The 14,453-nt window shown below is 75.9% G+C and carries 13 protein-coding genes; 3 read left to right on the forward strand and 10 right to left on the reverse strand.

Annotated features, from left to right (window positions below):
- Positions 1 to 120: 120 nt before the first annotated feature.
- Positions 121 to 525, reverse strand: a complete 405-nt coding sequence (locus OG447_RS27055) for a hypothetical protein (protein ID WP_266939936.1) — start codon at positions 523 to 525, stop codon at positions 121 to 123.
- 139 nt (positions 526 to 664) lie between these two features.
- Here OG447_RS27055 and OG447_RS27060 point away from each other — a divergent pair, with 139 nt between their 5' ends.
- Positions 665 to 1,441: an MBL fold metallo-hydrolase gene (locus tag OG447_RS27060; RefSeq protein WP_266939937.1), complete on the forward strand. Its 777-nt coding sequence runs from the start codon at positions 665 to 667 to the stop codon at positions 1,439 to 1,441.
- A gap of 2 nt (positions 1,442 to 1,443) precedes the next feature.
- A complete protein-coding gene (locus OG447_RS27065) occupies positions 1,444 to 2,064 on the forward strand; it encodes a DedA family protein (RefSeq protein ID WP_266940167.1) in 621 nt (206 codons plus the stop codon).
- 36 nt (positions 2,065 to 2,100) lie between these two features.
- Here OG447_RS27065 and OG447_RS27070 read toward each other — a convergent pair whose 3' ends face one another.
- From OG447_RS27070 to OG447_RS27080, 3 genes are all read right to left on the reverse strand, one after another.
- On the reverse strand, positions 2,101 to 3,225 hold the full coding sequence (locus OG447_RS27070; RefSeq protein ID WP_266939938.1) for an MBL fold metallo-hydrolase: 1,125 nt from the start codon (positions 3,223 to 3,225) through the stop codon (positions 2,101 to 2,103).
- A gap of 27 nt (positions 3,226 to 3,252) precedes the next feature.
- Positions 3,253 to 4,470 (reverse strand): aminotransferase class I/II-fold pyridoxal phosphate-dependent enzyme, encoded by a 1,218-nt coding sequence (locus OG447_RS27075; RefSeq protein WP_266940168.1) that lies wholly within the window; start codon positions 4,468 to 4,470, stop codon positions 3,253 to 3,255.
- A 120-nt stretch (positions 4,471 to 4,590) separates the two neighbouring features.
- Complete coding sequence (locus OG447_RS27080; RefSeq protein ID WP_266939939.1) at positions 4,591 to 5,163, reverse strand: TIGR03086 family metal-binding protein; 573 nt, start codon at positions 5,161 to 5,163, stop codon at positions 4,591 to 4,593.
- A gap of 192 nt (positions 5,164 to 5,355) precedes the next feature.
- On the opposite strand from OG447_RS27080, the gene OG447_RS27085 reads away from it, so the two are divergent.
- Positions 5,356 to 6,195, forward strand: coding sequence for a methyltransferase domain-containing protein (locus OG447_RS27085; RefSeq protein ID WP_266939940.1), 840 nt, complete (start codon positions 5,356 to 5,358; stop codon positions 6,193 to 6,195).
- A gap of 51 nt (positions 6,196 to 6,246) precedes the next feature.
- On the opposite strand, the gene OG447_RS27090 is transcribed toward OG447_RS27085, so the two are convergent.
- From OG447_RS27090 to OG447_RS27115, 6 genes are all read right to left on the reverse strand, one after another.
- On the reverse strand, positions 6,247 to 8,208 hold the full coding sequence (locus OG447_RS27090; RefSeq protein WP_266939941.1) for a DUF5107 domain-containing protein: 1,962 nt from the start codon (positions 8,206 to 8,208) through the stop codon (positions 6,247 to 6,249).
- A gap of 98 nt (positions 8,209 to 8,306) precedes the next feature.
- Positions 8,307 to 9,206 (reverse strand): arginase family protein, encoded by a 900-nt coding sequence (locus OG447_RS27095; RefSeq protein ID WP_266939942.1) that lies wholly within the window; start codon positions 9,204 to 9,206, stop codon positions 8,307 to 8,309.
- A gap of 4 nt (positions 9,207 to 9,210) precedes the next feature.
- Positions 9,211 to 9,786: a GNAT family N-acetyltransferase gene (locus OG447_RS27100; RefSeq protein WP_266939943.1), complete on the reverse strand. Its 576-nt coding sequence runs from the start codon at positions 9,784 to 9,786 to the stop codon at positions 9,211 to 9,213.
- Between the two features lie 54 nt (positions 9,787 to 9,840).
- Entirely contained in the window at positions 9,841 to 11,880 is a 2,040-nt protein-coding gene (locus OG447_RS27105) for a prolyl oligopeptidase family serine peptidase (protein ID WP_266939944.1), read from the reverse strand.
- A gap of 13 nt (positions 11,881 to 11,893) precedes the next feature.
- A complete protein-coding gene (locus tag OG447_RS27110) occupies positions 11,894 to 13,312 on the reverse strand; it encodes a M20/M25/M40 family metallo-hydrolase (protein WP_266939945.1) in 1,419 nt (472 codons plus the stop codon).
- Complete coding sequence (locus OG447_RS27115; protein WP_266939946.1) at positions 13,305 to 14,138, reverse strand: M55 family metallopeptidase; 834 nt, start codon at positions 14,136 to 14,138, stop codon at positions 13,305 to 13,307. The genes OG447_RS27110 and OG447_RS27115 overlap by 8 nt, the downstream gene beginning before the upstream one ends.
- Positions 14,139 to 14,453 lie beyond the last annotated feature (315 nt).

The following is a 14,453-nucleotide window of genomic DNA, read 5'->3' on the forward strand; positions in this document are numbered from 1 at the left end:
CCGCCTCACCGCTTCGGCCCGCGCACGCCCGCGGGCCCCCGTCCCGCCTCCCAGGCTCGCACAGCGCCGCTCACCCGGCCGGGCGACACGGCTGCCGCTCCGGTGGCGGTCAGGTGGCGGTCAGGTGCCGTCGTAGCCGGCGGTCGGCATGGAGAGCCTGCGGTGCACCTCGGCCTTCATCGCGGAGGTGTAGCTCGGCTCGTCGAGTCCGGCGGTCTCCAGCCGTACGCCGCGCCGTTCGCATTCGGCGGTGAACTCCTCGACGCAGCGCAGCGCGCGGGCCAGCACCCGGTGGTTGGCGGCGACGAACAGGTCGACCTGCCCGTCGTCGATGCCGGACCAGAGCCCGCAGTGGTCGGAGCGCAGCCCGTAGAAGAGCAGTTGTTTCGTCACGACGTAGCCGTGGTCGGCGGCCCAGCGGGCGCACATCGCCTGCTGGCTGCGGGTGTCCACGGCGAAGGGGTCGGCGTCCAGGTCTTCGAGCGGGGCCAGGCTGGCGATCGCGGCCACGCGCAGCTCTTCCATGCCGCCCGACCCTACTCCCAACCGCCGCCCGGGAGGAGGGGGCGGTCACTTCCGGTTCCCGGCGGATCGACGGGGCAAGCTTTAGGCTCATGACCGAGGCGCGGGTGCGGGCGCGAGGGAGCGCGAGGGAGGGGGCCGGGTGCCGGTGGAGATCACCTGGTGGGGGCATGCCACGTGCACGGTCGAGGATTCCGGGGTCCGGGTGCTGACGGACCCGCTGTTCGCGCGGCGGCTGGCGCATCTGCGGCGCAGGCGCGGGGCGGTGCCCCCGCCCGAGGCGGCGGTGGCGGACGCGGTGCTGGTGTCGCATCTGCACGCCGACCATCTGCATCTGCCGTCGCTGGCGCGGCTCGCGCCCGGCACCCGGCTGATCGTGCCGCGCGGCGCGCGCCGGGCGATGCCGGCGCTGGCGCGGGTGGCCGCGGTGCGCGGGCTGACGGTGACGGAGCTGTCGCCGGGCGACGAGGCCGCCGTACGGGACGGCGTACGGGTACGGGCGGTCAGCGCGCGGCACGACGGGCGCCGGCTGCCGTTCGGGCCGCATCTCGCCCCCGCGCTCGGGTACGTGGTCGAGGGCGCGGCGCGGACCTACTTCGCCGGCGACACCGGGCTGTTCGACGCGATGGCCGAGGAGGTCGGGCCGGTGGACGTGGCGCTGCTGCCGGTGGGCGGCTGGGGACCGTACCTGGGTCCGGGGCACCTGGACCCGTCCCGGGCGGCCGAGGCGCTGGCCGAACTGGCGCCGGCGGCGGCGGTCCCGGTGCACTACGGGACGTACTGGCCGATCGGGCTGGACGCGGTGCGGCCTCACGAGTTCCACGCGCCGGGCGAGGAGTTCGCGCGCCGGGCGCGGCGGCTGGCGCCGAAGGTGACGGTACGGGTGCCCGGGCACGGCGAGCGGGTGCGGCTGCCGTGATCCTGCGCGACGTGGCGGCGGCGGCCGGCCAGGTGCCGCCGGAGACGACCCAGCAGGCGGTCGGCTATCCGGCGCTGTTCGTGCTGGTGGCGCTCGGCGCGCTGGTGCCGGTGATCCCGACGGGGGCGCTGGTCAGTTCGGCGGCGGTGGTGGCCTTCCACCAGTCGCTGCCCTTCGGACTGTTGCTGGTCTTCGGGGTGTCCGCGCTGGCGGCGTTCACCGGGGACGTGACCCTGTACTGGCTGGGCCGGCGCGGGGTGCGCTCGCGCAACGGTTCGCGCTGGCTGGAGGCGCTGCGCGGGCGGGCCACGCCCGAACGGCTGGAGCAGGCGCAGACGAAGCTGGACCGGCACGGGGTGCTGGTCCTGGTGGTCTCCCGGCTGGTCCCGGCGGGGCGCATCCCGGTGATGCTGGCCTGCCTGCTCGCGGAGGTCCCGCTGCGCCGTTTCGCGCGCGGCGACGCCCCGGCGTGCCTGGCCTGGGCGGCGACGTACGGGCTGATCGGCATCCTGGGCGGCTCGCTGTTCCCGGAGCCCTGGAAGGGCGTGGCCCTGGCGGTGGGCCTGGCCCTGCTCATCAGCGCGGGCCCGTCGCTCTGGCGCCGGCTGCGGCCGGGGCGTTGAGCGCCACGGCACCTCCCCGCAGGCGCCCCTTCGGACTCACTCGTCCAGGGTGCGGGAGGCTCCGATCGGGAGGTCCCAGAGGTCTTCGCGGGGCAGGCCGGCGCGGGCCCAGGCATCCCGGGTCCGGTGGAGGGGCTCCATGACGGGTTCCGCGGAGAGGACGAAGGCACCCCAGTGCATGGGGGCCATCCGGCGGGCGCCGAGGTCGAGGCAGGCCCGTACGGCCTCCTCCGGGTCGGCGTGGACGTCGCCGAGCCACCAGCGCGGGGCGTAGGCGCCGACCGGCAGGAGGGCGAGGTCGATGCCGGGGTGGCGGCGGCCGATCTCGGCGAACCAGTGGCCGTAGCCGGTGTCGCCCGCGAAGTAGACCCTGCTCGGGGCCGGGCTGCGGGCGTCGGTGAGGATCCAGCCGCCCCACAGGGTCCGGCAGGTGTCGATCAGGGACCGCTTCGACCAGTGGTGAGAGGGTACGAACTCGAAGCGTACGCCGCCCAGTTCGGCGTGCTCCCACCAGTCGAGCTCGGTGACCCGGGTGAACCCTCGGCGCCGGCACCAGCGGGCCAGGCCCGCCGGGACGAACAGGGCGGTGTGCCGCGGCAGTCGCTTGAGGGTGGGCGCGTCGAGGTGGTCGTAGTGGTTGTGGCTGATCACCACCGCGTCCACGGGCGGCAGGTCCTCCCAGCGGACCCCGACGGGCGTCATCCGGGTCGGGGTGCCGAGGATCCGCCGGGACCAGACGGGGTCGGTCAGCACGGCCAGCCCGCCGGTGCGGATCAGCCAGCTGGCGTGTCCGGCCCAGGTGACGCAGACCGTGCCGGGCGAGGCGGCGGGCAGCGGGGCGGGCTCGTACGGCAGGTCCGGGATGCCCCGCAGCCCCGCGGGATCGGGGCGGAAGGCGCCCTCGCGGGCAAGCCGGGCGAAGCCCCGCAGCCCCGGCAACGGGGTGGTCAGCCGGTCGGCGAAGGAACGGGGCCAGCGGCGTACCTCCCCGAGCGCCCGCGGCCCGGCGACCGTCCCCACGCCCCGGGGGCGGGGGCCGGGGCCGGGGCTCGGGCCCGGGCCCGGGCGGGGCGCAGGCGCGGCGGCAGGGGCGGGAGCCGGAGCGGCGGCCGGGGCGGGTCCGGGATCAGCGGCGGCGGGGGCGTCTGTCTGGTCCCTCATCGAGGTGTCTCCGTTCACCGGGCGGGATCAGGCCAGCCCGGCCAGGACTGATCCGAGGAGGTCCAGGGAGCGTCGTACGTACGGGAGGGCGAGCGGGTCGGCGGTGGTGAGCGCGGCCAGCCGCTCCTCGGGGGTGGCCCCGAGCATCGGACCGGTCGACAGCCGCACGCGCAGCGCCCCCAGTTCGTCCGCGAACCGCTGTCCGCCGGGCGTGGGCGCGCCGAGCCGGCCGCCGAGCCAGTCCTCCAGTTCCATCGCGTCGCCCACACCGTGCCGGGCGAGCCCGGCGCGCAGCGGGGTGAGGTCGGCGTACAGGTGCCGCCCGGCCTGCGGGGGCCGTGCCAGGGCTCCGACGGCGAGCAGTTCCCGGTGCGCGGCGGCGGCCACCACGCCGTGCAGGGCGGCCGCCGCCCAGGCCCGTCCGGCGACGGCGTCGGGTTCGTCGAGAGCGTGCGCGGCGGCCCCGGCGACGGGGCCCGCGACCAGCGCGCCGGTGGCGGTGAGCACGTCGAGGGTGCGGGCGCGCAGCCAGGTCCCGCGCGGGGTGGCGGGGAAGCGGACCACGGCGGCGGGCCAGCCCGCGGGCAGCAGCGCTCCGGACAGGTCGACCAGGACGGCGGCCTGGTCGGGGAGCATCTCGGCGGGGCTCAGGACGAGCGTGTCGTGCGGCCGGTGCACGGTGTCGCGCCAGCTCTCGTCGCTGACGACGAACAGCCCGGCGGACGCGGCGGCCTCGCAGGCCTCCAGCAGCATTTCGGGCGGCGGCACGGTCGCGGTCGGGTCGTCGGCCACCGAGAGCAGCAGCACGCGCGGGTCGCCGCCCTCGGCGCGCACCCGCCGTACGGTCTCCAGCAGGGCGTACGGGTCCGGCACGCCACCGCATTCGGCCGGGGTGGGCACGTGGTAGGCCCGCCGTCCCAGCAGCCGGACCTGTGGTGTCCACCAGGCGGGACAGGGCCGGGGCAGCATCACGTCGCCCCCGTACGCGCCGAGCAGGGCGAGCAGCAGCCCGGGGGCGCCGGGGCCGGCGGCCACGTTCTCCGGGGCGGTCGCGAGCCCGCGCCGACCCCAGTACCGGCACGCGGCCTCGCGGACGGGCTCGCCGCCGCCGGGTGGTTCGGGGGCGGAGCGGCCGGCGGCCGCGGCGAGGACGGAGAGGAGTTCGGGGAGCACGGGCAAGCCCGGCTGGGGCGCGGGGGGCCCGTACCGGACCGGACCGCGGCCCTCCGCCGCCGTGCGCTGCATCCCCGCCACCGGTTCCCGCCTTCCGCGCTCGCGCCCGCTCCGCTCCAGTGCGCCGGACCTGCCCTGCCCGCCTGCCCTTTATACGATTATTTGGTGCGGTGTGCCCGTTCTCGGGGCCGGTCAGCCCTTCCTCCCGAGCAGCGCGAGCAGCCGGGTCTGCGCGTTCGCGCCCGGCGGGACCTCCAGCGGCTCCGCGTACATTCCGCTGCCCGCGAGCGCGTCGGCGTACGGCATGACCTCCTTGATGGAGAACTCGACGAGGCCGTCCGGCAGCCGGTCGTCGGCGCCGATGCCCCGCGAGAGGTCCCAGGTGTGCACGACGCAGTCGGCGGTCAGCTCCGAGCAGTACGCCGATCCGAGCGCGGGCCCGTAGGAGAGCCGGACCGTCCGGTCGAGCACCCCGGGCGCGGCGAAGGCCGTGTGCGCGGCGGCCGAGGCCCGGTCCCAGGCGGCGACCGGGTCCTCGCCCAGCACGTCACCGGAGAAGGCGTCGCCGAGCTCCTCCACGGTGCGGCCCTCGGTGACCAGCGGCGGGATCCACAGCTGCTCCCCGGTCACATGGTTGACCAGGTCCCGAACGGTCCACTCCGCGCACGGGGTCGGCGCGTCCCACTGGTCGTCCGCGACGGCGCGCACGCGCTCGCCGAAGAGCCGCAGCGCCTCGGCGTGCTGTGCGAGCAGCGTGTCCGGCATGGCTCCCACCGTCCTCTGCCACGGGTGTGCGACCCCCTGCGCCCACTCTCCTCGCACGGGACGAGCCCTGCCACCGCCCCGCCCGATCCCCTTGGCGCACACGGATAGTGTCCACATGTCAAAACGGTCATCTCAGATGACGAACTGATCCACTACGGTGGGCACAACGCTTCGACGAGGAGGGAACAGGCCATGAACGCAGGCAAGGAGACCGCGGTCTACACGCACGGCCACCACGAGTCGGTCCTGCGCTCGCACCGCTGGCGCACGGCCGCGAACTCGGCCGCGTACCTGGTCGCGGAGCTGCGGCCGGGGATGTCCGTCCTGGACGTGGGCTGCGGCCCGGGCACCATCACCGCCGACCTGGCGGAACTGGTCGCCCCGGACGGCAGGGTCACCGCCGTGGACGCGTCCGCGGACATCGTCGAACAGGCCCGTGCGTACGCGGCGGAGCGCGGCCTGGCCGGTGTGGAGTTCGCCGTCGCGGACGTGCACGCGCTGGACTTCCCGGACGGCTCCTTCGACGTGGTCCACGCCCACCAGGTGCTCCAGCACGTCGGCGACCCGGTGCGCGCCCTGAGCGAGATGCGGCGGGTGTGCCGGCCGGGCGGGATCGTGGCCGCGCGGGACGCCGACTACGCGGCGATGACCTGGTACCCGGCGACGCCGGGGCTGGAGGAGTGGCTGGGCCTGTACCGCCGGGTGGCCCGCGCCAACGGCGGCGAGCCGGACGCGGGGCGCAGGCTGGCGGCCTGGGCGCGGGAGGCCGGGTTCACCGACGTCCGGTGCACGGCGACGGCCTGGTGCTACGCCACCGCCGAGGAGACCACCTGGTGGTCGGCCTTGTGGGCGGACCGGACGACGGCCTCCGCGTACGCGGACATCGCCACCCGCGGCGGCCACGCCAGGCCCGCGGACCTCGCGGCCGCCTCGGACGCCTGGCGCACCTGGGGCGCCGACCCGGACGCCTGGTTCTCGGTCCTGAACGGGGAGATCCTGTGCCGGGCACCTCTCAGCCCCGCCGGCGTTTGAGGCGCGGGGGTTCGGGGGCAGCGCCCCCGACAGCGGCGCCGCACCCGGCTGTCAGGGCCTCATGCGGAAGTCGTAGCGGGCGGGCAGCGGGCGGTCCGTCAGGGCCGACCAGACCTCGGACAGGGTCTCCTCCCCCTCCCTGAGGTCCGGGATCTCGAAGCCGTCCTCGAAGACCCGCCGGGCCGCGCCCACATGGCCCTCCGCCGCCAGGAGCCGCGCCGCGAGCAGCCGGAAGCGGCCGTGTTCGCGCAGGGCCGGCCGCAGCCGGTCCCAGACCCGGCGGGCCTCCGCCAGCCGCCCGGCGGCCAGCAGGGCCGTCATCGCCTCCCGGCCCAGCGCGGCCTCCGCGGCCGTCCACGGCTCGCCGCCCCGGCTCTCCGCGGCCAGGTCCTCGAAGGCCGCCGCGAACCCGTCGGCCGCCCGCGCCGGGTCCCCGGCCAGGGCGTCCGCCACCGCCAGGCAGCGCAGCAGCGGCCACCGCGAGGGGGCCAGCGCCAGCCCGCGCTCCCAGCTCCGTACCGCCTGGGCCACGTCACCGGCGTGCCACTGGGCCACGCCCAGGTGGTACTCGGTGAGCGGGTCCGCCGCGGCCGTCTCCAGCATGTCCCGCCAGTGCGCGGCGACCAGACTGGGCCCCGGAGGCGCCACCCGCTTCGGCGCCGGGAAGACGCCCGTGCGCCACAGCTCCAGCCAGGGGGCCTGCTCCTCGCCGAGTGCGGACTCCGCGAAGGGGGTGCCGGGCAGCTCGTGGCCGCCGCACAGCACCTCCAGCGCGCCCCAGCCCGAGCCCTCCGCCAGCCGCTCGCCCGGCTCGGTGTCGGCGCGGCCGCGCCACGCCTCGTAGGCCGCGTCCACCCGCTCCCGGGGCAGTACGGCGTCCAGCGCGCCCTCGGCCGCGGCGCGGGCCGCCGGCCAGTCGGGGCCGTGCACGGCCGCAGGGTCCGCGGAGAGCGGCCCGTACGCCTCCAGCCAGCTGAACTCCGCCCCGCCCTCCAGCCGTACGTGCTCCAGCTGGGTCCGTGCCAGGCCCGCCTGGATCTCGGCGTAGCCGCCGGTGCCCGGTTCGGTCAGCCACTCCTGCCAGCGCCGGCCGCCCGCCCCCGCGCCCCACACGAACAGCTTGCGGCCGCGCAGCAGGCCGGTGGAGGTCTGCGCGAGCCCCTGGCCGCCCGCGTCCAGCGAGGCGATCCAGGGCCGGGCCCCGTCCGCGAGCTCGTAGAAGAAGTCGGCCGGGTACTGGCTGCGCAGCGGGTACGTGCGGTCCGCGCCCTCCCAGCCGGGCACCGGGATCCGCCGCAGCGAGCGCTCGTAGCCGAAGTGCCAGGCCTCGTCGGCGGGGGCCAGGACCCGGCTGCCCGGGTCCTCCGGGACGGCGATGTTGGACCACCAGTACACGGGCGCGGGCCGCTCGTGCGGATTGCGCACGCGGACGCCGACGTACAGGAACTCCGAGTCCTCGGGCAGCCACAGGTCGACCTGGAACGGCAGGTCGCGCAGCCGCTCCCACTCCCACATCCGCAGCATCACGCCTCCGTCCGGCGCCGGGACGAGCGCGGCGTGCAACGGGGCGCAGGACAGGGTGGTGTGCCCGGTGGCGCCGATGTTCCACTCGATGCCGCCGGAGAACCAGGCGCCGTTCAGGGCGAAGTCGGCGGGCTGGAACACCGGGTTGCGGTAGAGGAGTTCGCGTCCGGTGGGCAGGTGCAGGAGCGAGTGGACGCGCCCGCCCAGACCGGGCAGGACGGTGACCCGCAGGTGTGCGTTCTCGATGACGACCGCGTCGAACTCCCGCTCCGTGCGCTCGCGTCGGTATCCGTCTCTGATCCGTACGGGCAGCAGCGAGCGCAGCGGGGCGTACCCGATCTGCCGTGCCATGTCGCGCGGGAGCCCCTGGCGCGAGCGCTCGTCCAGGACGTGCACCCCGTCGGGCGCGCGCAGGGCGGGCAGCGGGTTCTCGGGGCCGGTCGGGGCGGCGGGGAGCGTCAGGACGGCACGTCGGACGGTGGTGGCCATGAGGGAAATGGAACACGCGATGGCGGCCGGTGCACAGGGGTTCCGCGGATCACCACCGGTCAGGATTACGCAAAGCCCGACGGAGCGGCCGCCGCGGCCTACGTGAAGGCGCCCGCGACGAGGTCGGCGAGCAGCGCGCCCGCCCGTCCGTCCGGGTCCAGGTCCGGGTCGTAGATGGTGACGTTGAGCCCGACGCACCGCGGCGAGCGCACCAACACCCCCAGCAGTTCGGCGAGTTCGTCCGGAACCAGACCTCCGGCGTCGGGGCTGTCCACGGCGGGCATCACCCCCGGGTCCAGCACGTCGGCGTCCAGGTGCACCCAGAAGCCGGCGGTGACCGGCGGGTGCAGTCCCTCCAGCGCCGCCCGCGCCACCGGCCCGGCGCCGCGCTCGCGGATCTCCCCGACCGTGGCCGCCGCGATGCCCGCCGCGCGCAGTTCCACCAGGTCGGCGTCCCCGTCCCGCAGCCCGAAGAGGCGCACGTCCTCGTCCCGCAGGTACGGCGAGAGCCCCTCCAGGTCGCTGAGGTCGCGCTGGCCGCGCCCGGTGGACAGGGCGAGCTCCTCTCCCCCGGCGGCGCCGACCGGCCCGTTCACGGCCTCGTTCCCGGGGTGGCGGAAGTCGGCGGAGCCGTCGATCGCGGCCAGTCCGTACCGGCCGAGCCTGCGCATCGCGAGGGCGGCGCCCAGCTGGATCGAGCAGTCACCGCCGAGGACGACGGGGAACTCCCCGTCCCGCAGGTGGCCTTCGACACGGTCCGCGAGGCTGACGGTGTACGCGGCGAGGGCCTGGGCGTGGAACACCCCGTCGCCCTCCTGCCAGTCGCCCCGGTCGTAGCGCGGCGGGACCACCACCCCGCCCTCGCGCGCGCCGAGCCGGCCGAGCAGGCCCTGTTCGCGCAGGGCTCCGGCCAGCTTGTAGACCCCGGGTACGGTGCCGGGCGCGGGCGGCCGCAGGCCGAGGTTGGACGGGGCGTCGATGAGCACGAGGGATCGCATGACCTCATCCTGTTCCACGCGGGCCCGGCGGGCACGGCATTTCGGCCGTGACCGCCCAGCGTTCGTGGTCGCGCCAGGCCCCGTCGATGTGGAGGAAGTCCGGGGAGAACCCTTCGAGCCGGAAGCCCGCGCCGCGCACCAGCGCGATCGAAGCGGCGTTCGCGGGCTGGATGTTGGCCTCCAGGCGGTGCAGTCCGAGGCCTTCCCCCGCCGGGGCGAAGGCGTGCGCGCGGACCAGGCCGAGGGCTTCCCGGAGGAACCCCCGCCCGGCGGCGTGCGCGAAGGCGCCGTAGCCGAGGGCCCCGCACTCGAAGGCTCCGCGCACGATGTTGTTGACGTTGACGAATCCGGCGACGGCCCCGGTCCCGAGCTCGCAGACGAGGAATCCGGCCCGGTCCTCGCCCGCTGCCAGGCGGCGCGCGTAGGGCTCGTACTCCTCGACGGTCGAGGGCGGGAACAGCCACGGCCGGTGGAGCTCGCGGCTCTCCCGCACGCGGGCGGTGAACTCGGGCCCGTCGGCGAGCCGGAAGGGCCGCAGGCCCACGCGGGCACCCTCGCGCAGGTAGGGGGAGAAGGTCACGGTCCCAGGCTATGCGCAGGGCTCCACCCACGCCGTGACCGCATCCCCGGGAGGTCAGTCGTGCAGGGCCAGACGGGGGACGTCCGCGCGTTCGATCCCGAAGACCTGGGCGTACAGCGACAGTTCCGCCTCCAGCGCCCGGACCATGGTGTCGGCCCGCCGGAAGCCGTGGCCCTCGCCCTCGAAGGCCACGTAGGCGTGCGGTACCGACCGGCCCCGCATCGCGGCCAGCAGCCGCTCCGCCTGGGCCGGCGGGCAGACCGGGTCGTCCAGCCCCTGGAGCAGGACGAACGGGGCGGTGATCCGGTCGGCGCGGGCCACCGGCGAGCGCTCGCGGCAGCGGACGCCGAGGGTCTGCGGGGGCCCTGCGAGGCCGTCGGTGTAGTGGGACTCCAGGTCGTGGGTCTCCTCGGCGAAGCCCAGCAGGTCCAGCACCGGGTAGATGATGGCCGCGCAGGCGTAGAGGTCGGTGGCGGCCAGGGAGGCGGCCGCCGTCCAGCCGCCCGCGCTGCCGCCGCGGATGGCGAGCCGGTGCGGGTCGGCGGTGCCCTCGGCGGCCAGCGCGCGGGCCACCGCCGCGCAGTCCTCCACGTCCACCACGCCCCACTGCTCGCGCAGCCGCTCGCGGTAGGCGCGGCCGTAGCCGGTGGAGCCGCCGTAGTTCACCTCCACCACCCCGATGCCGCGCGAGGTGAAGTAGGCGATGTGCAGGTCGAGTACGGGCGGCACGTGGTCGGTGGGGCCGCCGTGCGCCCACACCACGTACGGGGGCAGCTCGTCGGCGGGGGCCCGGCAGGTGGGGTGGTGGGGCGGGTAGACGTGCGCGTGGATCTGCCGGTCGTCGGGGCCGAGGAAGGTGCGGCTCTGCGGCTCCGGGTAGTAGGCCGGGTCCAGCCGGCCCGCGCCGCCAGCGCCGCCCGCCGCACCCGCCGCGGCCGCCCCGGACCGGGCCCCGCCGCCGATCACCCGGGCGTGCCCGCTGGCCGTGTCCAGCTCCACCACCTCGTACGCGCTGCGCGGGCTGGCGGCGACCCCGTAGACCCGGGTCCCGCTCACGGCGAGCGTCGGCTGCCAGGCCGTCCACGGACCGGCCGCGTCCACCAGGTCGCCGCTGTCCGGGTCGAGGATGCCCAGCACCGAGGAGCCCTGGCCGTGCAGGACGGCGAGGAGGCCGTCGGGCAGCGGGGCGAGCCAGCGCAGCCCGGGCTTCCACAGCGCGCCGCCGAACTCCTCCTCGCGGGGGCACAGGTTGACCGCCTCGCCCGTTTCGGGGTCCACCCGGTACGGGTTCCACCAGCCGCCGCGGTCGCTCACGGCGAGGAGGGTCCCGCCGGGGGTCCACTCCACCTGGGCGACGGCCTCCTCGGGGCCGCCGAACACGGTGCGCACCCCGGTCAGCTCCCCGTCCGCGGTGATCTCGGCCAGCAGCAGCTCGGTGCCGTCCCAGGGCATCCGGGGGTGGTCCCACACCAGCCAGGCGGCGCGCCGCCCGTCCGGGGAGAGCCGGGGCCCGGTGCTGAACCGGTGCCGGCCGTCGGTCAGTTCCCGTACGGCGCCCCGGTCCCCGGCCGCCGACCCGTCCAGCGGTACGGCGGCCAGCACCCGGCGCACGTCGGTCGGGGCCGGACCGGTGAACTCCTCCAGCACGCACCAGACTTCGCCGCCGCGCAGCACCGGATCGGCCCAGCGCAGTCCGCCGCCGACCTCGGAGACGGGCGTCAGGGGCCGCGGCGGTGCGCCGTCGGGGGCGTCCGGCTCGTACGCGTAGAGCCGCTGGTCGGCGAAGTGGACGAACACCAGCAGGGGCCCGCCCGCGGCCCGTTCGGCCCCGGCCCAGGGCTGGCCGCCGTACTCGGTGACCCTGCTGCGCACGTTCCACGGTGCGGGCAGCGCGGTGACGGCCTCGCCGACGGGACCGCCGCCGGCGGGGCGGCGGACGAGGGCGCGGCGGCCGCCCTCCTGGGGCCGGGGCTCGGTCCACCAGACCTCGGGGCCGATCGCGCCGACGTACTCGGGCCGCCCGTCGAGCGCGGCGGCGAGGCCCGCGTCGATGGGTGAGGGCCAGCTTCCGTAGGGCAGGGTCGGCGCCACCATCACAGGGTTCCCCTCACAGAGTCCGCAGTGCGTGGTCGAGGACCCGGACCCCGAAGTGGAGGGCTTCGACGGGGACCCGCTCGTCCACCCCGTGGAAGAGGGACCAGTAGTCGAAGCCCGGCGGGAGCTTCAGGGGGGAGAACCCGTAGCCGGTGATGCCCAGGCGGGAGAACTGCTTGGCGTCGGTGCCGCCCGCCATGCAGAACGGCACCACGCGCCCGTCGGGGTCGAAGCGTTCGACGGACTCTCGCAGGATCCCGTACGTCCGCCCGTCCACCGGGGCTTCGAGCGCCGTCTCGCGGTGGTGGAACTCCCAGCGCACGTCGGCGCCGGTGAGTTCGTCGAGGGTGGCGATGAACTCGGCCTCGCCGCCGGGCAGTATCCGCCCGTCGACGTAGCCGGTGGCCTCCCCGGGGACGACGTTGAGCTTGTAACCGGCGCTGAGGATGGTCGGGTTGGCGCTGTTGCGTACGGTCGCATCCACCAGGGCGGCGGCCGGGCCGAGCCCGGTGAGGACCGCATCGAGGTCGAAGCCGGGGCTCCGTGGATCCACCGACAGGCCCTGGATCGCGGCGAGTTCGGTGATGCAGGCGGTGACGGTGTCGCTGAGGCGGACCGGCCACCGGTACTCGCCGATGCGGGCGACGGCGGCCGCGAGCCGGCTCACGGCGTTGGCGCGGTTGGGCTTGGAGCCGTGGCCCGCGGTGCCGTACGCCGTCAACTTCAGCCAGGCGGTGCCACGTTCACCGGCGGCGATCGGGTAGAGGGCGGGCCCCGTGCCGGTGTGCACGGTGAAGGCCCCGGATTCGCTGATGCCCTCCGTGCAGCCTTCGAAGAGGCCGGGGTGGTGGTCGGCGAGGTAGCCGGAGCCGTCGACGGCGGTGTCCTCCTCGTCGGCGGTGTAGGCGATCACGATGTCCCGGCGCGGCTTCACCCCGGCCCGGGCCCAGGCCCGTACGACGGCCAGGACCATCGCGTCCATGTTCTTCATGTCGACGGCGCCGCGGCCCCAGACCACGCCGTCGCGCACCTCGCCGGAGAAGGGGTCGACGCTCCAGTCGGCGGCCTCGGCCGGGACCACGTCGAGGTGGCCGTGGACCAGGAGGGCCCCGGCCCCGCGGTCGGTGCCCTCGATCCGGGCCACCACATTGGTGCGGCCCGGGGTGCGCTCCAGCAGGACCGGCTCCAGGCCGGCGGCGGCGAGCCGCTCGGCGACGTACTCGGCGGCGGGGCGCTCGCGGCAGTCGCCGCCGCCCCGGTTGGTGGTGTCGATACGGATGAGGCCCGAGGTGAACTCGACTGCTTCCGCGAGCGCGGTCTCGTCCACGACGACGGCCGGCGGGGGCTCCGGGACACCGGCGGGGACCGGTACCGGGGCATGGGCCGGGGGCGGACCGACGGCCTCGGCGGTGATGGCGGGCATGTCAGCCATACTGCTCCTCCACAGCGGCCGAGACGACGGTCGTGACCGCCTTGAAGGTCCGGATCCCCTCGTACATCGTCTCGCTGCTGTACGCGACCCTGCGTTCCGCGCACCGCTCGGCGCCCGGGACCACGGTGGCGGCCATGGCCAGGTGCTCGGCGTCGAACTCCAGCTCCACCGTGTAGGGGCCGCCGGCCACAGGATCGCGGCGCACCGCGAGCGCCGTGGCCTCCTTGGCGGCGGCCCGGATGTCGGCGGCGGTACGGGCCGGGGTGCGGCAGACGGCGGCGTACCGCGAGACGTGGTCCTTCACCGCGACGGTCACCGCGTCCGGCGCGTAGCCCGCGGCGTCCACGCAGGTCAGGTCATCGCCGGTGACCAGGACGACCGGTACCCCGTACTCGGCGACGACGTGCGCGTTGAGCAGTCCCTCACTGGCGCGCACCCCGTTGACCCAGACCCCGGTGATGGAGTTGGCGAGGTAGGTGTGTGCGAGGACCCCTTCGGTGCCGGCTCCCGTGTGGTAGCCGACGAAGGCGACGCCGTCCACGTCGCCGTGCTGGACACCCTCGACCATGGAGAGGGACTTGTGGCGGCCGGTCAGCATCTCGACGCGTGCGTCGAGCCGCTCCAGCAGCAGGTTGCGCATGGTCCAGTGGGCCTCGTTGACGAGGACCTGGTCGGCGCCGCCGTCGTAGAAGCCGAGGACTGCGGCGTTGACGTCGGAGGTGAACATCGGCCGGCAGCGCTCCCACTGCGGCGTCCCGGGCAGCACGTCGGCGGGCCAGGTGACGCCCGTGGCGCCTTCCATGTCGGCGGAGATGAGGATCTTCATCGGGCCCCCGGGCGGTCGGTTGCTCGCGTTCGGTGCACGTGGCCGGCGCACGCGTCTCGGTGCGCGCGGTCCGCACCGGCAACGCGGACGGCACGCGCAGAAGGCCCACCCTAACCGCCGGGGCCCCTGTCGGCCCGGGGCCACGCCCGGCTTCCGGCGGCTCGGGCGCCGCCGGGAAATCCACCCGATCCGGTGAGCCCCCGCGGCCCGCGCGGGCCCCACCGGTCAGCGGGCGGACGACATCACTTCGGACTCAGGGGGTGTCCGGTGGGTCAGGGCCGGGCCCGGCCCTGACCCACCGGACACCCCCTAGTC

Origin of the sequence: Streptomyces sp. NBC_01408 (assembly GCF_026340255.1) — a bacterium.
In the GTDB taxonomy this organism is placed as follows: Bacteria; Actinomycetota; Actinomycetes; order Streptomycetales; family Streptomycetaceae; genus Streptomyces.